The sequence below is a fragment of the Flectobacillus rivi genome, assembly GCF_030056655.1.
Lineage (GTDB): Bacteria > Bacteroidota > Bacteroidia > Cytophagales > Spirosomataceae > Flectobacillus > Flectobacillus rivi.
Map to the genome: position 1 here is coordinate 201,748 of NZ_JASHIE010000011.1, position 22,052 is coordinate 223,799.

The following is a 22,052-nucleotide window of genomic DNA, read 5'->3' on the forward strand; positions in this document are numbered from 1 at the left end:
TTGACATTCCTTACTTTTCTTGTCTTGACACAAGAAAAGTAAGGAATGTCAAGAAACCCTAAACTCGCCTGCGGCTCAAACAGCAGGATTTCAGAAAATCAAATACACACTTTTTTATTTCTTAACGACTTATAAATTTTAAGTATACTCTAAGAATTATTAACACAACTTTACACTTTCACCCAATAATCCATTAACCATAAACATGAAAAAAATTAATAAACCCTTCTTGAGTCTGGCGCAGATTATCAATATGAGCGTTGGTTTCTTGGGTATCCAATTTGGCTTTGCACTTCAAAATGGTAACGCCTCACGTATTCTTCAAACTTATGGCGCCGATGTAGAACACCTTTCTTGGTTTTGGTTGGCAGCACCACTTACAGGAATGATTGTCCAGCCAATTATTGGACACTATTCGGATACCACTTGGGGACGATTTGGTCGTCGAAAACCTTATTTTTTGGCAGGAGCTATTTTAGCAGCCGTTGCTTTAGCATTTATGCCAAATGCTTCGTTTTTGGCGGGTGTACTTCCAGCAGTAGTTTTGGGAGCAGGCTTTTTGATGTTTATGGATGCCTCTTTCAATATTGCTATGGAGCCGTTTAGAGCCTTGGTAGCAGATAATTTGCCAGATGAACAAAATACAACAGGCTTTTCGGTACAAACTACTTTAATTGGTATTGGTGCAATTGCTGGTGGTTTTCTTCCTACAATTCTTAATAAATTTTTCAACGTATCGAATGAATCCATCAATGGAAATGTACAAGACAACGTTCTTTACTCTTTCTATGTTGGTTCGGTTATTATTCTTACTGCTATTCTTTGGACCGTTTTTACCACGAAAGAATATTCGCCAGCAGAAAGAAAATCATTTGGTTTTGAAGATGAATCACACGATCAAGCTAGTTTAAAGGATATTTTCAAGGATTTTGCCCAAATGCCAACAACCATGAAACAGTTGGGTTTGGTACAGTTTTTCTCTTGGATTGCCCTATTCTCTATGTGGGTATATGCAACACCAGCTATCGCGCATCAGGTATATGGCTTGCCATTGGACGACCATAGTTCGAAAGCCTATAACGATGCTGGAGACTGGGTGAGCTCATTATTTGGCATCTACAATGGTGTCTCAGCTGTGTATGCTTTGGCTTTGCCAAAAATTGCTTCGTTGTTCGGCAAAAAAACTACACATGCTTTTTCTTTGGTTTGCGGTGGTTTAGGACTAATCTCCATTTTCTTTATCACAAATCCAGATTATTTGATTTTGAGTATGGTGGGTATCGGTTTTGCTTGGGCAAGTATCTTGGCAATGCCTTACGCAATTTTAGCCAACAGTATTCCTATCCACAAAATGGGCGTATATATGGGTATTTTCAACTTCTTTATCACTTTCCCTCAAATTGTAAATGGTATTTTTGGAGGTTTAGTAGTAAAACATATCTACGATTCCAATTCAGTATATGCGCTATTGCTTGCAGGTGTATTTATGATTTTAGGAGCAATATCTGTTATGTTTGTGAAAGAAAAACAATCATAAAATTGGGAATAGTTTATAGGCTTTACAGATTTTAGTTTAAGCTGTTAGTATCTAGATTTTTAGCGCTATGTCTCTCCATTTTTAATTCGACAATAGCACAATTAATCAGGATAAGTTTCAAATAAGAAGTTTTAATATTGCGTTAAAGAAATAAAAGCGCAACCATTTTATTACTACTACCGTGTCATTATTAAAAAAAGCATATCAAAATAAAAGGTTTAAGGCGATTGCCTTAAACCTTTTATTTTGTGGGATTAGTTGGGCAGGAATTGCTCAAGAATCAGACAAAAGTATTTTTGAAGCTACCATTCAAAAAAAGTATAATTCAGAACAAGGTCAAAGGGTGATTGAAATTGCACAATCATTTTTAGGAAAACCTTATGTAGCCAACACATTAGAAAGCAAAAAAGAAAATTTAGTCGTCAATCTTCGAGAGTTTGACTGTTCTACTTTGGTTGAATCCGTATTAGCTATTTCACTGTGCAAAAACAATTCATTTGAGGAGTTCAAGCATAACCTAGAAACGCTTCGCTATCGTTTTGGTCATGTAAATGGATATGGCTCACGACTACACTACTTTACAGATTGGTTGAAGGAAAACGAACGAAAAGGGCTTATCAAAGACCAAACACAGACATGTGCTGGAAAACCGTACAAGAAAAGCGTGTCGTTCATGACCTCGCACCTACCGCTTTATCCTCAACTGGAAGATTATCGCGCACTTGAGGCAGTGAAAATGGCAGAAATAGAATTGATTCGTAAAAGTTTCTTCTATATCCCTAAAGCCGAGGTAGCAAAAAGAGAATCGTGTATTCAAAATGGTGATATTATTGCCATTACAACCTCAAAAAGTGGCCTGGATATTTCGCATCAGGGATTTGCGATTGTGGTCAATGGACGAGTGCATCTATTGCACGCTTCACAAGATTTGAAAGAGGTCATTATTTCACCAGAGCCACTAGCAGAATACTTGGCAAAGCACGCTAGTCAAACAGGCATTATGATTTCGAGGTTGGTCAAGAAATAACGAAAAAACCTCAATCAGGTAAGTGAGAGATAAAAGCATCTATCATATTATCTGATTGAGGTTTTGATATTGACAAAATTTGACTGAATATGCTTCAAATCGTTTCTATTTTGTCTGGCTCAACTATTAGAGCACTGTACCTGAAAATGGATATCCGTATCCAAGGTTTTCCAAAATTTCTTCTGGAGTAGCTTCACTTTCTTTGATTTTAATCGAAATATCTGGACTTACTGACAACACTGGTATTCTCGAGTGATTCACCACCTGTTGAGAATAACTACCTGCCAAGTATTTTGCAAACGATGTTGTGGTTGAAGTTGTCATTACAATCAAGTTTACACCCTCTGTATTTGACATTTCTAACACTTTTCCTGCCAGATTTTCCCCTTCATAATTTGACAACTTAAACTGCTTGTTTTGACTAGTCAAAAACTGCGTAAATTGTCCCACAAATTCCTCCACTTTTGCTTTGTCATCTGCCTTTTCGTGGTCATTCAATCCTACAAGTAACCATTCAGGATTATCAGAAGGTGACAATAACGCCTCTGTGATAGGATATTTATCCAAAGCACCCAATACTGAACGAATCGGGAATAATACTTTGTGGATTCCTTCCCAGTGATAATGCGTAGGAATAGTCAAAACTGGGCATTTCGCACGTTTTACCACACTGTAAGCATTGGTACCTAGTAGGTCATCCAAGCTTGTTTCAGTACCATGACTTCCCATCACCAACAAATCTGCCTCAATCTCCTCTGCTGTTTGTACAATTAAAGGAGTTACCTCACCGTGCTTCACTACGCTTTCTACCTCCCAATATCCTTTACTTTTGAAACGATCATATAGTTTTTCTAAGCGATGTTCATGTTCTTTATCAATACTATCTGATGTAATATCAAAAATTAAACTACCATCTTGAGCAAACATCAAAATTCCTGGCTCAATAATATGTAGAAGGTAAAGTTTAGCCTTGTGTTGTTCTGCAATATGGATTGCAGCTTTTAAAGCATTTTCTGAGGTTAGGCTGAAATCAATAGGTACTAAGATTTTTTCGATTCGCATACGTTCCATAGCACATAAGGGATTTAATTCAAATACTAATTACAAAATACTAACGAAATGAAATTACAAAAAATACAATCTGGAATAATTAAAGTTCAATTAAAAAAAAATTAGAAGATTTTAAGAAAAAAAACGCCCTCCTGTAGCTTTACAGGAGGGCGCTAAAAAATCTATAAACGTTAAGAAAATCTATCTTCTTCTTTTTCTTTTTGATTTAGATACAATTTTTTTGCTGGCAGCCGATTTGTATTGAGACTCCAATTCAGAAATACGAGCTTTGGTAGCTTCTACTTGCTCTTTGTTTGACTTATCCAAAACCTCATAACTTGCTGAAAGTTGGTTGTAGTCAGTCAACAAACGATTGTAACGTTCAGACAAGCTTTCCATGGTTTCTTTACCATCTTCTTGGCATTTTACGTAATCTTCTGTTTTCTTTTTGAACTGACTTTCGAGACTAAAGCGAAAACTACTAAGTTCTACGTTTTCTTCTCTTTCCTTCTTCAAAGTGTTTTCTAATTGAGCGGCTTGTTGTTGCAAAGCAACTAATTGTTTCGATTCGGTACAAGATGTTAGTGTCAAAGCAATCGCACCGATTGAAAGATATTTTATAGAATTATTCATAATCACTTAGAGTTATGCGTTTAATACTGGATTATAGTTGAATATAGGGAATACGTTCAATTCGAATCCCTAACCTTAGCAAACCAAATAAATAAAGTAAGGTTCTACAAATTTACAATAATGTATTGTGATTACCTTAATTTGCCAATTTTTTGGTACTGAATCCGAAAAAACATCAAAATTTAAAAAATATTCGTGTTAAAAGTGCTACTCTTTCAAAGAATTAACATTTTGTTATCATTTTTTTCGCTTAAATGCCCTTTTTCTTCTTAATGAGTAAATGAATAGAGCGATAAATACACCAAAGCACCTGCTACATACCCCAACAAGGCGACAAAGGATATTTTCTTGAAATACCACATAAAATCAATTTTCTCCATACCCATTACTGCCACACCAGCCGCTGAACCAATAATCAGCATACTACCGCCCGTTCCTGCGCAATAGGCCATAAACTCCCATAATTTGGAATCCGTTGGAAATGCCTGAAGGTCATACATACCCATAGAGGCTGCTACCAAAGGAACATTGTCGATAACCGAAGAGGCAATACCAATCACAAATACAATCAAATCTTGATTACCCAGAGTTTGATTCATCCACTCGGCAAAATGATGCAATTGCTCAGTACTTTCTAAAGCTGCAATTGCTACCAAAATACCTAAAAAGAACAAAATACTAGGCGTATCTATTTTGCGTAGAGCATGCACCGCCGAGTACTTGGATTTTGTTTCCTCATCTTTGTCTTTATGAATAAGTTCTGACACCAACCAAACAGCCCCTAAGCCCATCAACATACCCATATATGGCGGCAAATGTGTCACTGTTTTGAATATTGGAACAAACAATAGAGCACCCAAGCCAACCGCAAACATCAAATTTCTCTCTGCATTAGGCAAAGCCATCGTATTTTCAAGTTTGGCAGAAAAGACGTTGCCTTTGGGTTTTAGGGTAAAATGTAAATATAACAATGGAACAATCAATGAGACCATACTTGGAATTAATAACTGCGAAATCACGCCCATGGCCGAAACTTGCTTCCCTATCCAGAGCATGGTAGTTGTGACATCACCCAGTGGCGACCACGCCCCACCAGCGTTGGCGGCAATCACTACTAAGCCCACCATGATTTTTCGGGTTTCGCTCGATACCAAAATTTTTCTCAATAGTGAAACCATCACGATTGCAGTTGTTAAATTATCCAAAACTGCCGACATAAAAAATGTTAGAATTGCGACAAGCCACATCAAGGTCTTTATATCTTGTGTTTTGATTTTTTGGGTAATAATCGCAAACCCATCATGAGCATCTACGAGTTCAACGATGGTCATGGCTCCTAACAGGAAAAAAACAATTTCGGCAATATCGCCGAGGTGATGCGACAATTGTTCTGAAACGATATGCACATCAGAAGCATTGAGCGCATATACTGCCCAGCACAAAACACCTGTAAGCAAGGCCGTAGCAGTTTTATTAATATGGATATTGTGTTCGAGTGTGATTGCTAGATAGCCAATCACAAAAATAAGAATCATCAATGTGGTCATTATGCACTAGTTTAGTTGAATGAATATTGTAGGATATTAATGAGAGGTTGCTTCCTGTGAATCTTGATCAGACGCATTGAGTTGCTCCTGAAGTTGATTTTTCTGGGTAATAATAGAGTCGTTCAATATTTTATAATGCGCTAATTGTTGTGAGCATGAATTACTTGATATACCCAAGAAAATATTGACGATGACCGATAAAAGCAAAAACGCACTCAACACAATTACACGAAAAGGTGTTCTTTGTGGTGCAGCTTTCTTCATTTTAGTAGTAAGTTTGAGTTGCATACAATTCTATTTTTTGAATAATTATGTTTTACAAAACAACTCAACAAGCTTCAACAACTCATGAAGAATTCCTTAGAATTTCATTAAATCATTGAAAATAAACCATTTTAAACAAAAATGGCGTAAGCTATTCCACTTACGCCATTTCCTATGATTTAATCCAACCCGTTCCAAATGGTTTGTGGGTATTGATAATAAAAGTTTTCTTTCTAAAAAATTTCCTATAATTAGAGAATGTACCTTCAAATTCCAATGTTTCGGGAGTCATTTGAGGGTGTTGTCCCACTTGCAAAACCTCCTCTAAGGCAATATCGTTAATTGACAGATATGGTATTGAAAGTTTATCTCCTAAGGCTATTGCTTCGTTAGGTGTTTTTGAGAAAATAGCGCCTGAATGTGCCTGTGTGATACCGTTCACCCATTCGCAAATTTCTTCTGTATCTTGATAAGACATCACTGGTAAAATCGGAGCAAGCGTTTCTTCATTCAGAATCTTCATGCTTGGCTTTACATTGGTAATAATAGTAGGACGACAATAATACCCCCCCTCCCATTTTTCGCATTGTCCAATTCCTGTCAACAATTTAGCACCATTTTCTAAAGCTTCCCAGAGTTGCCCGTTAATGATATTGATTTGCGGTTCGGCAATAATAGGTCCAATTTGTCCAGACTCAGTGGTTGGATATGCCAACCGAATGAGGTTAGCTTTTCCGACTAATCTTGACAAAAACAAATGATAGACATTTCGGTGAACATACACTCTTTCAATAGAAGACGAGGATTGTCCTGCATTCCAAAAACCACCCAGCAAAATTGCAGAAGAAGCATTTTCTAAATCTGCTGTTTCGGTAATAATAACGGTATTTTTTAAGCCATGCTGAATAGAAGAAGGCTTGAACAATTTATGAGCAATATCTGAAACTTGCCTTGCTTCGGTGGCAGTACCATTATAACATACAAAATCGGCATTGGAACACATCGGCTCCAAAATATCGTCTGTGCCTTCTACAATGGAAAGTACTTCTCTGAGTCCTCGTGTACGATGAATCGTATGATTGAGGGTTCTGACAAACCTTGGTGTGACACAGCTTGGCTTCGCAATTACTGCACTACCTGCCAGCAAAGCAGGTATTATTTCCTTCATCAAGTGCGCAAATGGAAAGCACCAGCCACTAATAACTCCCACTAAAGGAAAGGGCTCATAATGATTTTGGAGCTTTAGCACAGGAATAGAAGTAGATAAACTTTCGGGCTCGCGCAAAATCTTCTTGGCAATTTCACACCAACTATCAATGGCACGAAGCACATAATTGAGCTCTTTCTCCGATTCAGTCTTTCTGCCAGTATCATCTATTAAGGATTCCAGTAAATCCGTAGAATAGTCTTCAATTAATGTATGCCATTGTTGAAGTACCCTTACTCGCTGTTCGATTCCTTTGGCCAACCAACCAGGTTGCGATGCCCTTAATGAAATCGTTCTAGAACGCACACCGTTTGCATCTACAGGTTGAATCGAAAAATCAAATTTGCCAGTTCTGGGGTTTCTTATTTCCATAAAATTTCTACGCTAAAAATTGGGCCTCTGTACAACACTAAGTACTTGTTATATCTCAGTCTTCTGACAAAATTAACTATTTAGATTTTTTCTCTAGGGAAAATAACCTATGTATTTAAACTTTCTTTTTTTCTCGAAAAAGCAACCAAAACTATTGCAACGATACAAAGCGTCAACATAACCTCAAATGAGGTATTGTAAGAACCCGTTGAAGCACGAAGCTGCCCGATTGCTCGAATCCCTATACTACCAGCCAAGGTATCAATCATGGTAAACACCCCTAAAATCAAGCCATAAGATTTGCCTGCATAATGTTCTGCTATCAACAGTTGAATCATGGTAAAAGCCCCTGAATAGCCTATTCCGAGCACAATTGCTGAGATTGTCAACATATCGACATGGGTCAGACAGGTTTTTAGTAGCAATACACCAAGCCCTAACACAACGATAGACCCTAGCATAGCGTCTTTTTTTCGAATTTTATCACTGATATACCCAAACACAATTTTTCCGATAATACTACAAAAGAAAAATGAGGAAGCAAAACTTGCTGTTTGTGAAGGTGTTAATTGCAAATCAGACAGAAATAAATCCTTATTGAACAAAATACCATTAATGCAAAACCATAAGGCTGCTGTAGCTATCAATAAGGTGTAAAATGTTGGCTGTCGAAGGGCCTGCGATAAAGTATAATCCTGAAGAAAACTGTTTCGAGGCATTACTTCCTGCTGAAACTCCTCTTCTGAAGGACGATTTTTAAGGAGAAATTGAGCTAATATTATTATGCCAACCACAGGAATTCCTACATACATTGCTGCCACACGCCACCCTCCAGATGCTAAAAAATACCCCGCAGGTTTGCTCAATATTGTAGCTCCAAAACTAGAAGCATTCAAAAATAACCCTAATGCGATACCTCTGTGCTTGTCGAACCAACGACTAATCAAATACACACTTGGAATTACCCCACCTAAACTTAACGCAACACCAAAGAATACATAATACCATTTTAATTGCTCAAATGAGCTAATCATTGCTAAAGAGACAAACAAAACAGCCATAATAACGGCTGCTACCCCAAGTATAACTCTTGGCGCAAATCTATCTAATAACCATCCACAAAAAGGTGAGCACAGCGCCAATACCAGATACATATTGCTAGGCGCTTGTGTAATAACTCCTTTGGTAAGGGATAGTTCCTGAGAGATACTAGGGTAAAATAGCGGTAATGTATAAATACCAAATCCATTGGAACCAATATACATTAAAGACAAACCCAGTAATACCCACCATCCACGATAGAATTTGTTCATTCCTGTAAAAACTTTCATTTGTTTCAAAATTAGTCTAGCACTTTAGCATAAAAAGTAGGCAAATCTTTACGTTTTGGCAACATTTTTGAATTATGGAAGCCTACAGAGCGTAAACCGTTTGAATCTTCGTTCGATGATGTCAATAAAATTGTTAAATTTTGAGAATTTGTATTTAACTTAATTTTTAAAGGCTCATAGTCCTCCATTTCAACTACTAATATTGTAGATGTATTTTCGGTACGAAGACTAAATTTACCCTTGATATCCGAAAGAGTAGCTCGTTCTGTACCACCTTTAATAGTGATGTTTACCCCTTGAATAGGTTGTTGGTTATCTCCGTCTAAAATACGACCTGTTAAGATTTTTTGCGCAAATCCAGAACTCGCAAGACAAAGGAATGAAAATAATAGTAGGAGATTTTTCATAAGGCTAAATATTTTGAAACTTATTGTAAAATTAACAGTCATTAGGGCGAAAGTAGCCAATTTAGATAGAATAATTCGAATCCATAGTATATATAACTTACTTTGTTGGATGAGCAAAAGCACTTTTTTTGCCCTCCCTCGCTCAACAAATGACTATTAATCAACTGTTTTACAAACAGTTGATTCTTTCAAATAAGCTCTACGCTATTTTAAGACAGAAATTAACATTTATGAGCAATTTTGATAAAACAAGTGTGAACTAAGTAACGATGGCAAACATTATAAAAGAATTTGATAAAAAAGAAGCTATTTTGAACGCAACCCTTGAGCTAATTTCTAAGCATGGTTTTCATAGCTCCCCTATGTCAGAAGTGGCCAAACAAGCCAATGTAGCCGCAGGGACCATTTACCACTATTTTAAGAGTAAAGATGAATTAATCTGCGCTCTGTATGTAAGTTTGAAAGAAAGAACGACTAATCAGCTACTCAAAAACGATGATGCTTCCAAAAATTACAAGGATAGGATTCGGGCGTTTTATCTTCAGAACTTTCATTATTTCACTAAAAACCCCAAAGAATTTTATTTTCTGGAACAGTTTTCAAACTCTCCGTTTTTACAACAAATTCCAAAAACAGATTTAACTAAACTTGAACAGCCTATATACGATTTTTTACGAAAAGCGGTCTTCACACAAGCAGTTAGAGATATACCTCCTAAAATCATGATTTCTTTCGTGATGGGAAGTGTTGGTTCTCTTATAAAATTGCAGCTTTCAGGAGAATTTCAGCTGACAAGCTCAGACCTTGAATTAGCCTTTTTTACGTGTTGGGACGGTATCAAAAAACAATAACAAAACATAAGACATCCCTAATTTAGTAATTGAGCGCATGAGTGATTATATTAAAAAGTAGAGACGCAATGATTGCGTCTCAAGATGAGTAAAATCTAGTATAATAGCATCAAAAAAGCGGTCGAAAAATATTTTTCGACCGCTTTTTTGATGAAAATTTGGCGAATAATCCGAATCTTAAAATTCGGGATGATTCATGTTCTGTTATTAGCGCCGTTCTGGTATACGATCGCAACTTTAAACTCAAAATTTATAGCGCTGTTTTGTCTAATGATTCTTATTAAACTTTTTCATTGCAAAATATAGACCCAAAAGAATCAGACCGAAAAAGACCAATGTCATGATTTTTTCCAAACCATCTGGTAACTTTGATTGCAGATATAACATATTTTTGGTTGTTGAAAGTATAGTGAATTGTACACATCAAAAATACACAAGCTGGCTTCAATAACCATACATTATCTTTTAAAACATTATTTTATACTCATGGAACCAATCAAAATTGGCGTAATCAATGTTTCTGACCGTGCAAGTGCAGGTATTTATGAAGATATTCCAGGAAAAGCTGTTGTCGAAACACTAAAAGAGTACCTTGTTTCTGAATTTGAAACTGTTTACAAAGTCATTCCTGATGAGCAAGAGCTTATTTCTGAAACGCTAAAATATATGTCTGATACCGAAGGCTGTTGTCTTATTGTGACAACGGGCGGTACTGGTCCAGCCAAACGAGATGTAACTCCAGAAGCAACTGAAGCTATTTGTGAAAAAATGATGCCTGGTTTTGGCGAACTAATGCGTACCGAAAGTTTGAAGTATGTGCCTACAGCAATTCTTTCTAGACAAACGGCTGGCATTAGAGGTAAGTCGCTAATTATCAACTTGCCAGGCAAACCTAAAGCTATTCGTCAATGCTTGGATGCTGTATTTCCAGCGGTTCCATATTGCATCGATTTAATAGAAGGTCCATTTTTGATTTGTAATCAAGATGTCATGAAAGAGTTTAGACCGAAGGCATAAATTAGCAAAATCTTTTTGAATACAAATTATACCACAAATGTGGTATTTCTACTGATAAGGTTAGAGGGTATATTTGTATATATCGATACCATTATTGCTATATACAACCCTCACACCATGAAAAGTACCACCTTTCCTCTTAATATATCTCCATTAAATAGTATTTGGCAGTCAAGTCTAGGAGATGCTGAACACTCGAAGATCAGTTATTTTAATTTGAATAATGCTTTACTCGATGAAGTGCTAAGAATTCAACAACTTGGGCTTGTTATTTGGAGTCCCGACAGTGATGAATATGGATTACTTTTGGGAGATTTACAAAACGTTTGTGGTTGGTCAAATGACTATCTAAAAAACGTAGGACCAGAGGCTTTTCTCTCTCATTTGGTATCTTCGAGTTTCAAAGGTTTGTGCTCTCTCATAAAGTACATGAATACCTATCTGATGAGCATTTCTGAAAGCCAACTCCCTCATTTCAAGGCAATTTATGATTACGAACTTATCGGAAAGGATGGAAAAATAAGACGAATTTGTCAAGAAAACAGCATATTCACACTCGATAAAAATAGCAAAGTACAATATTTTCTCTCATGTATTTCAAATATAAGTAATGTCAAAAGAGATGGCAAACAACATCTCTTTTTGACAGGAGCTTCCAAAGAAATGCTTCTCGAAATAGACCAGCTCACCAACGATTGTACAGAACTTCAACTCCTCACAACCCGTGAACTCGAAATAGCGAAATTTATGGGAAAGGGACTTCAAAGCGAAGAAATATCGGAGTTGCTAAGTATTGCACTGACAACCGTGTATAAACACCGTCAGAATATTTTACAAAAGTTAAAAATGCAGGACACAAACGAAGCATTGCATCTGTTAAAGACCCTCAAAATGATATAAAAAAAGCTCAGCCGCTTTGGCAGAGCTCTACTTTTGAATCCTTGATAAACTTTATATCCTTACTTTGTTCTAAATTCTTCCTAATTCCGTTTTCAAATCTTCCACCAAATCCTTTATACGTTCCAGTGATGGTTGTGGCTCTGGCATTTGGTAACTGACAAAAGCCAAGCATTCCCAAATCTCTTGTATATCTTTCAGGCTTACCTCTTTACTCGAAATATTAGCTTTGTCTGAACTCAACAATAAAGTACCTTTTATTTTGGCTTGACTGTAAACTCGGCGGTACAAAATACCATATTGTGAAGAAACAAGGATATAATGCTGACCATCTTTTATATCTGCCCAATCTTTGATTTGGCTACCTACAATAATTGAGTTTTCAAGCACAAAATCATCACCTGACTCGAAAGCACGGCAATTATTGGAGGGGATATTCGGTAAAAGCATATTGGGTAATGCAGCGATAAAATCCTGTCGTTGACAATTTGCAGCATATTCCTTTGAGGTCTGTTTAGTCACCAATCGAATTGCTCCAGCCAAAATTGGTGTTTTTGATGGTTCAGGAATTGTATTCGTTCGTGGACTTGGTGTTGGAACAGATGGCGCAATTGAATTGACAAACTGTTTATCCCCTTCTACCGAGTGATATTTTTTAGGAACGACTCTCTGAGAGACCAAATTCACTTGATTTTCGGTACGATAATACTTTTCTACTACCTGTTGTATTGGCAATGCAGGAATGGCAACTTGCGGTTCGGTTGGCGCAACGGTTGGACTACCTTGGTAAAAACTCTGAATGGGATTGACCGAGGAAGTAGTTGTAGGAAAAGTGTTAGAAATAAGCGCCCCAATCGAACTTGGCTCTGAGTCTATCGGAGGTGCAGCTGTCTTGTAAGGATTTGTTCCACCCGAAGACATACCAGCAATACCTGGCGTATCTCTAATCTTGCGTATATCTGTTTTAATGAGTGCATCAACTGATGTACCAAATACCTGAGCAATCATTTTGAGGTTTTCCAAATTCGGATTGGCACGAGCCTCCTCGTAAGCACCCAACAAAGAGCGCTTAATTCCTATTCGGCGAGCAAACTGCTCTTGAGTAAGACCGTTGAGTCTACGAAGATATTTGATATTGTTACTTACAATCGACATGATTTTTTCCTTTCTGCACGAATAAGCCGTTTCCTTTAGATGAATACTTTTGATGGAAATTTACGAGATTATTCGAAAAAATTCCAATGATTACGCTTTTATCCCTCAAAAATCGTGCGATTTAACAAAATCTCTTTCTAAGGCTGATGTCCGTCTTCCAACAAACGAATCGCATTATAGGCATTTACAACGCCACCAGTAATAGATAGTTTACTAAACTCAACCAAATCGCCAGTACCTGGTTGCATTACCTTGGTATGAGGCATTTTTGTCGCCGATTGTAAAATCACTTTCTTGATTTGCTTGGAAGAAAGTTCAGGATAATAACTCTTGATGATGGCTGCCAAGCCTGTTACTACTGGTGCGGCCATACTTGTGCCACTCAAATCCTCATATTTTGAACCTACCACTGTTGATTTTAAATCAACACCAGGGGCAAAAACATCTACGGTTTTTCCTCCATAATTCGAAAATTCAGCAATGGCACTTGGTGGCTGAAGCCAGCTGGTTGCTCCTACTTCAATCCAATTTTCTGCAATTTTTCCATCCAAATATCTTTTTGAAGGAAAGTTATCATTTACATCTATATTTTCATTTTCGTTTCCTGCCGCATGGATCAATAAAACATCTTTTGATTCTGCATAGCGAACAGCCTCGTCTACAGCCGATTTTTGAGGAGAAAATGGTTTTCCAAAACTCATATTTATAATTTTGGCACCATTATCCACGGCATAACGAATGGCATTGGCAACATCTTTATCTCGCTCATCCCCTTCGGGTATAGCACGCAAAATCATTAATCTTACGTCGTTAGCAACGCCCAATATACCCAAAGAATTACGTCGGTTGGCGGCGATAATTCCTGCCACGTGTGTACCATGACGCGCATCAGGACCTTTTACTTCGTTGTTTCCGTAGTTTCTATCAGCGATATTGTTTACATCATCACCAATAATTTCTTGACGCGCATTGTAATTCATATTGATGCCAAACTTCATTTGGGCATCATAATAATCAAATCCTTCTTTGAGCGATACCTCGTCCTGTCCTACTTTGGCTAACACTTCGTACATTCGTTTGGCAGATTTAACCTCTTCTGGGGCTGTAACGCCAATTCTGGTTAATTCAGCATTTCCTACTTGGTCTGAAGCAGTATAATCTAAAATGATTTTTTTTGCCTCCACAAACTTATTATAGAGTTTTATGACAAATGCCCCTTGCTCATTAAGCTCTTTGATTTTATCATCGTATTTAGCTTTTACTTTTTTGTAAATATCATACTCTGACTTTTGTTTGGACGAAAGCCCCGTAATATCTCTATCCCGAAAACTACCATATTTGGCTTTCAAGCGGACATACTCACGCGTGAGCTCCATATTTTCACGTTCAAGGTCTTGACCTTTTGCATTCCCTAAAAAATCCCATCCATTAATATCATCTACAAATCCATTTTGATCATCGTCAATTCCATTATTGGGAATTTCATTGGGGTTTACCCAAATATTATCCTTCAAATCTTCATGATTAGTGTCTACCCCAGAATCGATAATAGCGACTATTACAGTTTTGGATTTCTTTTTATTAAGAATTTCACGATAGGCACGCTCTGTACTTATTCCTAGCACGCCATCTTGCTGAAAATCCAAATTAAACCAATTATCGGGAGCTTTATTGAAAGAATTGTCAAGGTACTGCGCAGATGCAGAACCAATTATTGAGAAGAAAATAGCAGCAGTTAAGGCAATCTTAGATTTAATCATAAACTAGTACTTAATGGAGTCTGTGATGCACTACTTAAAACGGCTTAGTCAAGTCAGGTATCAAATTCCTAAGGTCGAGAGAAGTATTTTATCAAACGTAGCAAACAGCTCCCAAACTAATACGAACACGGTGTTTGTATTTTGATGGTAACAAACAGCTAGAAGTGCCCAAAATAAGTAGGGTAGTTTTATGCAAAACTAAGAAAATATATCCGATTCTCAAGATTTTGGGAGTTCTGTATTAAATAAATCGAGCAATCGGCATTTAAGGAACTTGACGATACCATTTTTTGTATTTAATGTATATACAATAAATTTCAACATGCTCAATTTGTGCCTATGAAACATCTTTTACAGCATTGGTGGATTCAACGATATTACCCTTTCCTCATTTGTTTTGCAGGTTTGCTGATTTTGGTAGTAATCAATGGTCTTACATCAACTACCATTTCAGTATTCGATAGAGTGTTGTTGGATGAATTTCAATGGACACGTTCGGAGCTAAAATTGAGAGATTCGATACCCAATGCCACAGCTTTTGTTTTGATTTTTTTTTCAGGATTATTGATAGATAAATTTCGAGTTAGAAGATTACTCTTAGTTGGGAGCTTAGTTTTAAGTGTTGCCCTTTACTCTTACAGCATGATTCACACCAAATTTGAAGCCTACTTTATTCACTTTTTATTTGGTGTAGCCTACACACTTTCAGGGTCTGTTTCGGCTATCATTCTGGTATCTAGTTGGTTCCACAAACATAAAGGCTTGGCTCTGGGCATTACTTTGGCTGGAACAAGTCTAGGTAGTTTTGTATTTCCCAATCTCATCCATCATTGGTTAGAGCTATGGGGCTGGCGAAGCACCTTTCAACATTTGGCTATTTTTCCTCTTATATTGTTTGCTTTTATTTTTCTATTTATCAAAAGTTCCCCTTCCGAACTCAATCTTAAAGCATTTGGTAGTGAAGACGCGTCTGACTCAGTTGGAGGCAATTTATCAGAACCCTTAACCGAAGGTTTGAGCTTTGAACAAGCCTTACAAACACCTACTTTTTGGTTGATATGTCTTTGTGGTTTTCTTACTTTTTACGGCTTATTGGGAGTGGTCGCCAATTTGTTTTTACACATTACCGACTTAGGCTTTACGGCCAAAGATGCCACCTTTGCGCTAACTTTATATTTTGGAGTAGCTTTTGGAGGAAAATTGCTCATCACTTCTGTATCTGATTATTTTAATACTTATCGGGTATTTACCCTTTGCTGTATGCTCATGACGATTTCGGTGCTAGGTTTTACCACCATGGAAAAAGACCTTGTTTACTGGGCTACGGCTGGAATGGCTTTGAGTTGGGGTGGTATCTATTCCATGTATAATGTGCTAACTATTCGAACATTTGGTCTAAAATCGGCTGGAAAAATCAATGGAACCATCAATATGTTTGAATCTGCGGGGGCATTTTGTGGACCAATTTTTACAGGATTTATCTTCGATAAAACTCACTCCTATCAGTTAGCTTTCTTAATAATCACTTGTATTATGGGTTTTGCCACATTGCTTTCTTTTTTATTTTCTGCTAAAAAACAATCACCTTCCCAAGCTTAGATTAAAGTGTTTTCAAAATAAAATCAAGATAGTCTAAACCAGTTTTTTATCTTTGTTACTCATTTAAAACTGAAGGTATAAGCTTTAGGCATTAGGCAAAAAAGTTTTAATTACTTCTTGAGAAATACTTTTTAACTTTTTGCCTACCGCATATAGCCTAGAGCTTAAAGCGGGTAAAATTATTTTTATTTTGCCCATTACCTTAACAATCCAAAGACTATCATGTTTAATTTTGACGAAACCATCAACAGACACAATACTGATTCTACCAAATGGGATTTTAATAACGATCCAGAAAATGTGATTCCTATGCCTGTGGCAGACATGGACTTCCGTTGTCCAGAGCCTATCATTAAGGCTATGCTTGAGGTGGCAGAACACGGAGTAATGGGTTATTCTTTTGTGCCAAAAGAATTAAAAACCTTGTTTACTCAACGTATGAAAGACCTCTACGATTGGGAGATTCAAGAAGAATGGCAAGTGTGGATTCCGGGCTTAGTACCAGGTATTACAACAAGCTATAAAGCTGTTGGTCAGTCGGGCGATGAAGTCATGACAACGATTCCAGTATATGGTCCTTTTCATTTGGCACCAACTTGGGCAGATAGAAAACTAGTCACCGTCCCATTGCTACTCGAAGGTGAGCGCTGGGTGATGGATTTTGAAGCTATCGAAAAAGCGATGACTCCAAGAACAAAAGTATTCATGCTTTGTAATCCTTATAATCCTGGAGGAACGGTATTTACACCAACAGAACTTACCAAACTGGTAGAAATTTGCCAAAGACATAACGTGGTCATTTGTTCTGATGAAATTCACTGTGACTTAATTTTGGAGGAAAATCTTCGTCATACGCCCACAGCAAGTTTAAGTCCTGAAGCTGCACAAATGACGATTACGTTGATGGCGCCAAGTAAGACTTTCAATATTGCGGGCTTGGGTTGTTCAGTGGCGATAATTCCCAATAAAGAACTAAGAGATAAATTTATTTTTGCTAAAGCGGGTGTTTTTCCTGAACTCAATCGCTTTGGTATCCGTGCGGCGTATGCTGCCTATAAAGATTGTGAACCATGGCGTAAAGAACTTGTCAAGTATCTAAAAACCAATCACGATATATTGCACACCGCCATGAATGCCATTCCAGGCTTAAAAATGAATAAATTAGAAGCCACTTACTTGGCTTGGATAGATGCTAGAGAAACGGGTATTGAAAATTTAGCTGAGCATTTACTCAAACATGGTATTCGTGTAGTAGACGGACCTGTTTTTAAGGGTCAAGGATTTTTTAGAGTAAACTTTGGTTGCACAAGAGCGACCTTAGAAGAAGGTATCAAGCGAATTCAAGAAGCGTTTGCTGCTGAAATGTAGCCAAACGATAGTGGATTTGGGATTGCGGAAACAAGAGCTTATTCCGTCATTTTTCTAAAATAGTTGAGATTTAGTGGTTGTATTATCCTAAAGGTTTGTACGGCACTAAATCTCTTTACTACTTATTCATACTTTGCCCATGGCAAATAGGTATTTCTTTGGATTCTGGATTTTTATCAAAATGCGGACTCAGATACGGAATACCCAAATTTAAGCCTCTTAGCACAAAAAATATAGCAAGCACAAAAGTATAAATGGGAACAATTTTTTGAAACTTCAACCGAAAAGTTCCTTTTAACAAATGTGGCAAATAACTTACTAAAAGTAGCGCGGGAACTGTTCCTAGTCCGTACATCAACATATAAATGCTACCTTGAATTGGCGTAGATGTTGCAGCAGCGCCAGCCAAAGCAATATACAAAATTCCACAAGGTAGATAGCCGTTTAGCAAACCTAGCGTTCCAAAACCCACCAACGATTTCTGCTGAATTACTTTTGATGCTACTTTTTTCAATCTTCCCCACAAGCCCTGCATCGCTGATATACCCAAATTATGTTGGAAAAATACTAAGGTCAACATCAATAAACCTATCGCTATGGATAGCCACTGTTGCATTCCTGCCCAACGAATGCCCCATCCAAAATATCCAAAAACGTATCCCAAACTCATGTAGGCAGATAGTCGTCCAACATGATAACTCATTCGTGCCATTAATGCCTTAAGCGGACTCATTCCTCCTATTGGTAAGGCAACTGCTATTGGTCCGCACATACCTACACAATGCAAACTTCCCACAAAGCCTGTAATTAATGCGACCGAAAATAAGGTTGATGACAACATACGTGTGAGTGATGAATTATGAGTGGTGAATTGTGAAATGGTACTATACTGAGGGTTATAAAAACTGTTTATTTCAGATATCGGATGTTGGGTTTCGGAAGTGTAATCTTTTGTATTTCATAAAAACAAAGGTGTTTTACTTTATTTCCGAAATCAGAAATCCCAAACCTGAAATAGTTAGAAATCAATCGGATAGTCCTAGTTCTGACAAGTGAATTGTTAATGTTTAAAATGGGTTGTCCAATCAAGCTCCCATAAGTAACCACCATGTACTTACTTTATCACTACTTCATCTTCTAAATAATACTCCTCACGACCATCCGTCCATGTCGTTTGGATTTTCCAAAGTCCTTTTTTAAGATTCGTTGTAGGAATGGTCACCAACGAATTACTTTGTGCCAATACAGGCACCGAAAAATCGAGATTTTTATCAGATGGTCTGAAAAAAGTCACCTCCCCTTTTTTGACCGAAGTTGGCAAGGCGATTCGAATGATTTGATCTGGAATTGAATAAGTCATTGACGATTTCTGCTTTAAAAGTGAAGTATGTTGTATTCTTTCTATCTGTTTTTGATATACTTCTTCTTGTTGATAATAATTATCTGCCACAAGGTCAACTCTTTGTGAAATCATTCGGTAAACCATTGTGCCTATAAATCCAGCAAAAACTACAAAGGACAGTACAATTGCGCCACCCCAGTTAAATGTATTAGAACGTGTCATAACTCGTGAGTTTATATCAGAAAATCAAAAAGGGTAATCTTGATCCTTTTGGCTCAAAATTACCCCTCGAAGTACCTATAAATAATGACAAATGTTAGCTTTTGAAATGAGTTTTCCGCTAATCTTACTTCTTTATTACTTTCAGCTTCAAATCCCCCAAATGTTTTTTATCGACTATGAGCAACAAAAATGGTCGCATCGTAAAACTGAGTTTTTTGCCCCATTTTTCTTCATAGGTTAGCTGTAACTTTTTAGGTGCTGTTTGCAACAAACTCACTGCTTTATAACTCAAGTCAATATCGGATGCTTCTTGAAAAATAGCAATCACGAATTCTTTCTTAAAATTTATTGGCGTTGGAGCTCCTTTTGGACCCATAACAGTTGCCATCCCAAATATTTCTGAAAACTTTAAAGCATCCGTAATGATAGGATTGGTCAATTTTTCTTCTTTAACCGTATTATTTATAAAATAATTATCCCCTATTCGGTAAGGAACCTTTTGAGTCTGGGCAATCGCTCCAAACGCCGAGACAAGCATAACTAAAAGAGATACAAGTAATTGGTTTTTGTTTTTCATACATATTTTTGAAAAGAGTGGAAAATAGAGACTAACCTTTGCAAGCCTGATTTGCAATTTATACGTATTTTTAAAGAAAAGTAATTTGTGAAAAAAGTTTAATGTTCACATGAAACACCTGTAAAAATTAGTTTTTGTTTAGCTACTTGAGGAGAAGTTAGTTAATGGCTATTTCAAAATAATCCTTGTACTAAACTATACTTATCCTAAATGAGACTATATCCTACAAACCACAAATCCTACTTGTCATTCTGCTAATCTTTTGTATTTTTGTTAGAAACCCATTTTTTCACATTCAACAAACCTTATGAAGAAAACGCTTTACCTCCTGAGTTTTTGCTTGGGGACATCCCTTTTTGTCCAAGCTCAACAAAAACCTGCTCCGAAAGAAAATGCTCCTCTCTTTACTACGGTAGAAGACAAGCCCAACAATGGTAGTCGCACGCTCAACCCTGATTCGTATGTTGTTACTACCAATGAAGTAACTATCAAAGGTCAAAAAGTGCCTTACAAGGCTTTAGCAGGTACAATTCCTGTGTGGAATGATGATGCCAAAATTCAGGCGTCTTTGTTCTATACTTATTATGAAAGAACTGATGTAAAAGATAAGTCCACTCGCCCTCTGATTATCTCTTTCAATGGTGGTCCTGGCTCTGCTTCGGTTTGGATGCACATTGCTTACACAGGCCCTCGTATTTTGAAGATTGATGATGAAGGTTATCCTGTTCAACCGTATGGCATCAAAGACAATCCTTATTCTATTTTGGATGTTGCTGACATTGTTTTTGTTGACCCTGTCAATACGGGTTTTTCGAGAATCATTGACAAAGACGCTCCAAAATCAAATTTCTTTGGGATCAATGCAGATATTAAATACCTAGCAGAATGGATTGGCACTTTTGTCAATCGCAATAACCGTTGGGCTTCTCCCAAGTATTTGATTGGTGAAAGTTACGGTACGACTCGTGTTTCGGGTTTGGCAAATGCTCTTCAAGAATCTCAATGGATGTATTTGAATGGTGTTATTTTGGTTTCTCCAACAGACTTAGGTATCACACGTGAAGGTCCAGTGGAAACTAGCTTAAAACTCCCTTATTTTGCAGCAACTGCTTGGCATCACAAAGTTTTGGAACCAAGTCTACAAAATAAAAAGCTGGAAGATATGCTTCCAGAAGTTGAAAAATTTACGGTGGAGGAATTATTGCCTGCTATTACTCAAGGCGGATTTATCGCTCCAGAAAAGCGTCAGGCGATAGCGAAAAAATTTGCGAGATATTCAGGATTAAAAGAAACTGTCATTCTTCAAAATAACCTAGATATCTCCTTGGATTTATTCTGGAAAGAGCTTCTTCGTGATAAAGGCTATACTGTCGGTCGTTTGGACTCTCGCTATTTGGGCGTAGACGCCCGCGATGGTGGTGAAAAAGTTGATTATAATGCGGAGCTCAACTCTTGGTTACACTCATTTACCCCTCCTATCAATATGTATTTGAGAGAGGAACTGAAGTACAAAACCGATTTGAAATATAATATGTTTGGTCCTGTTCACCCTTGGGACAGAAGTAATGACCATACGGGCTATGATTTGCGTAAAGCAATGGCAACAAACCCTTATTTAAAGGTATTGGTACAATCGGGCTATTATGATGGAGCTTGTGATTATTTTAATGCTAAGTACTCGATGTGGCAAATGGATCCAAGTGGTAAATTCAAGGATCGCTTGTTCTGGGAAGGTTACAAATCGGGTCACATGATGTATTTGCGTAAGGAAGATCTTGAAAAATCGAACGAAGATTTAAGAATATTTATCAAAAAATCTCTTCCAAAACCTGGCGAACCAGCCAAATATTAATGAGTGAATGGTGATTATTTTTATGTAGAGACGTAAT

The 22,052-nt window shown here is 37.2% G+C and carries 20 protein-coding genes; 8 read left to right on the forward strand and 12 right to left on the reverse strand.

Annotation, left to right across the window (positions count from 1 at the left end; translation table 11 throughout):
• Positions 1-205: 205 nt before the first annotated feature.
• Both QM481_RS16505 and QM481_RS16510 read left to right on the forward strand, forming a co-directional pair.
• Positions 206-1,537, forward strand: coding sequence for an MFS transporter (locus QM481_RS16505; RefSeq protein WP_166550045.1), 1,332 nt, complete (start codon positions 206-208; stop codon positions 1,535-1,537).
• Between the two features lie 181 nt (positions 1,538-1,718).
• Positions 1,719-2,564 (forward strand): N-acetylmuramoyl-L-alanine amidase-like domain-containing protein, encoded by an 846-nt coding sequence (locus tag QM481_RS16510; protein ID WP_283382514.1) that lies wholly within the window; start codon positions 1,719-1,721, stop codon positions 2,562-2,564.
• A gap of 126 nt (positions 2,565-2,690) precedes the next feature.
• On the opposite strand, the gene QM481_RS16515 is transcribed toward QM481_RS16510, so the two are convergent.
• The 7 genes from QM481_RS16515 to QM481_RS16545 all read right to left on the reverse strand — a co-directional run bounded on the left by QM481_RS16515 (position 2,691) and on the right by QM481_RS16545 (position 9,375).
• Entirely contained in the window at positions 2,691-3,635 is a 945-nt protein-coding gene (locus tag QM481_RS16515) for a universal stress protein (protein WP_166550043.1), read from the reverse strand.
• A gap of 180 nt (positions 3,636-3,815) precedes the next feature.
• Positions 3,816-4,247, reverse strand: coding sequence for a hypothetical protein (locus QM481_RS16520; RefSeq protein ID WP_166550042.1), 432 nt, complete (start codon positions 4,245-4,247; stop codon positions 3,816-3,818).
• 269 nt (positions 4,248-4,516) lie between these two features.
• The gene (gene nhaD, locus QM481_RS16525; protein WP_283382515.1) at positions 4,517-5,794 is read right to left on the reverse strand and encodes a sodium:proton antiporter NhaD; all 1,278 of its coding nucleotides are present in this window, start codon (positions 5,792-5,794) and stop codon (positions 4,517-4,519) included.
• A 36-nt stretch (positions 5,795-5,830) separates the two neighbouring features.
• The gene (locus QM481_RS16530) at positions 5,831-6,082 is read right to left on the reverse strand and encodes a hypothetical protein (RefSeq protein ID WP_283382516.1); all 252 of its coding nucleotides are present in this window, start codon (positions 6,080-6,082) and stop codon (positions 5,831-5,833) included.
• Positions 6,083-6,230: 148 nt separating this feature from the next.
• Positions 6,231-7,637: an aldehyde dehydrogenase family protein gene (locus QM481_RS16535; RefSeq protein WP_283382517.1), complete on the reverse strand. Its 1,407-nt coding sequence runs from the start codon at positions 7,635-7,637 to the stop codon at positions 6,231-6,233.
• Between the two features lie 107 nt (positions 7,638-7,744).
• Positions 7,745-8,968 (reverse strand): MFS transporter, encoded by a 1,224-nt coding sequence (locus QM481_RS16540; protein ID WP_283382518.1) that lies wholly within the window; start codon positions 8,966-8,968, stop codon positions 7,745-7,747.
• Between the two features lie 11 nt (positions 8,969-8,979).
• The gene (locus QM481_RS16545) at positions 8,980-9,375 is read right to left on the reverse strand and encodes a carboxypeptidase-like regulatory domain-containing protein (RefSeq protein WP_166550037.1); all 396 of its coding nucleotides are present in this window, start codon (positions 9,373-9,375) and stop codon (positions 8,980-8,982) included.
• Positions 9,376-9,644: 269 nt separating this feature from the next.
• Here QM481_RS16545 and QM481_RS16550 point away from each other — a divergent pair, with 269 nt between their 5' ends.
• The 3 genes from QM481_RS16550 to QM481_RS16560 all read left to right on the forward strand — a co-directional run bounded on the left by QM481_RS16550 (position 9,645) and on the right by QM481_RS16560 (position 12,143).
• Positions 9,645-10,226, forward strand: coding sequence for a TetR/AcrR family transcriptional regulator (locus tag QM481_RS16550; protein WP_283382519.1), 582 nt, complete (start codon positions 9,645-9,647; stop codon positions 10,224-10,226).
• 486 nt (positions 10,227-10,712) lie between these two features.
• Complete coding sequence (mog, locus tag QM481_RS16555) at positions 10,713-11,243, forward strand: molybdopterin adenylyltransferase (protein WP_283382520.1); 531 nt, start codon at positions 10,713-10,715, stop codon at positions 11,241-11,243.
• Between the two features lie 117 nt (positions 11,244-11,360).
• The gene (locus QM481_RS16560) at positions 11,361-12,143 is read left to right on the forward strand and encodes a response regulator transcription factor (protein WP_283382521.1); all 783 of its coding nucleotides are present in this window, start codon (positions 11,361-11,363) and stop codon (positions 12,141-12,143) included.
• 69 nt (positions 12,144-12,212) lie between these two features.
• Here QM481_RS16560 and QM481_RS16565 read toward each other — a convergent pair whose 3' ends face one another.
• Positions 12,213-13,295 (reverse strand): helix-turn-helix transcriptional regulator, encoded by a 1,083-nt coding sequence (locus QM481_RS16565; protein ID WP_283382522.1) that lies wholly within the window; start codon positions 13,293-13,295, stop codon positions 12,213-12,215.
• Between the two features lie 137 nt (positions 13,296-13,432).
• A complete protein-coding gene (locus tag QM481_RS16570; RefSeq protein ID WP_283382523.1) occupies positions 13,433-15,055 on the reverse strand; it encodes a S8 family peptidase in 1,623 nt (540 codons plus the stop codon).
• A 339-nt stretch (positions 15,056-15,394) separates the two neighbouring features.
• Between QM481_RS16570 and QM481_RS16575 the strand changes: the two genes are divergently transcribed.
• On the forward strand, positions 15,395-16,654 hold the full coding sequence (locus QM481_RS16575; RefSeq protein WP_283382524.1) for an MFS transporter: 1,260 nt from the start codon (positions 15,395-15,397) through the stop codon (positions 16,652-16,654).
• 222 nt (positions 16,655-16,876) lie between these two features.
• Complete coding sequence (locus tag QM481_RS16580) at positions 16,877-18,022, forward strand: MalY/PatB family protein (protein WP_283382525.1); 1,146 nt, start codon at positions 16,877-16,879, stop codon at positions 18,020-18,022.
• Between the two features lie 118 nt (positions 18,023-18,140).
• On the opposite strand, the gene QM481_RS16585 is transcribed toward QM481_RS16580, so the two are convergent.
• The 3 genes from QM481_RS16585 to QM481_RS16595 all read right to left on the reverse strand — a co-directional run bounded on the left by QM481_RS16585 (position 18,141) and on the right by QM481_RS16595 (position 20,163).
• The gene (locus QM481_RS16585) at positions 18,141-18,863 is read right to left on the reverse strand and encodes a sulfite exporter TauE/SafE family protein (protein WP_283382526.1); all 723 of its coding nucleotides are present in this window, start codon (positions 18,861-18,863) and stop codon (positions 18,141-18,143) included.
• Positions 18,864-19,136: 273 nt separating this feature from the next.
• Positions 19,137-19,586, reverse strand: coding sequence for a FixH family protein (locus QM481_RS16590; protein ID WP_166553356.1), 450 nt, complete (start codon positions 19,584-19,586; stop codon positions 19,137-19,139).
• Positions 19,587-19,710: 124 nt separating this feature from the next.
• Complete coding sequence (locus QM481_RS16595; protein WP_283382527.1) at positions 19,711-20,163, reverse strand: hypothetical protein; 453 nt, start codon at positions 20,161-20,163, stop codon at positions 19,711-19,713.
• Positions 20,164-20,470: 307 nt separating this feature from the next.
• On the opposite strand from QM481_RS16595, the gene QM481_RS16600 reads away from it, so the two are divergent.
• Positions 20,471-22,015, forward strand: a complete 1,545-nt coding sequence (locus QM481_RS16600; protein ID WP_283382528.1) for a S10 family peptidase — start codon at positions 20,471-20,473, stop codon at positions 22,013-22,015.
• Positions 22,016-22,052: the final 37 nt, after the last annotated feature.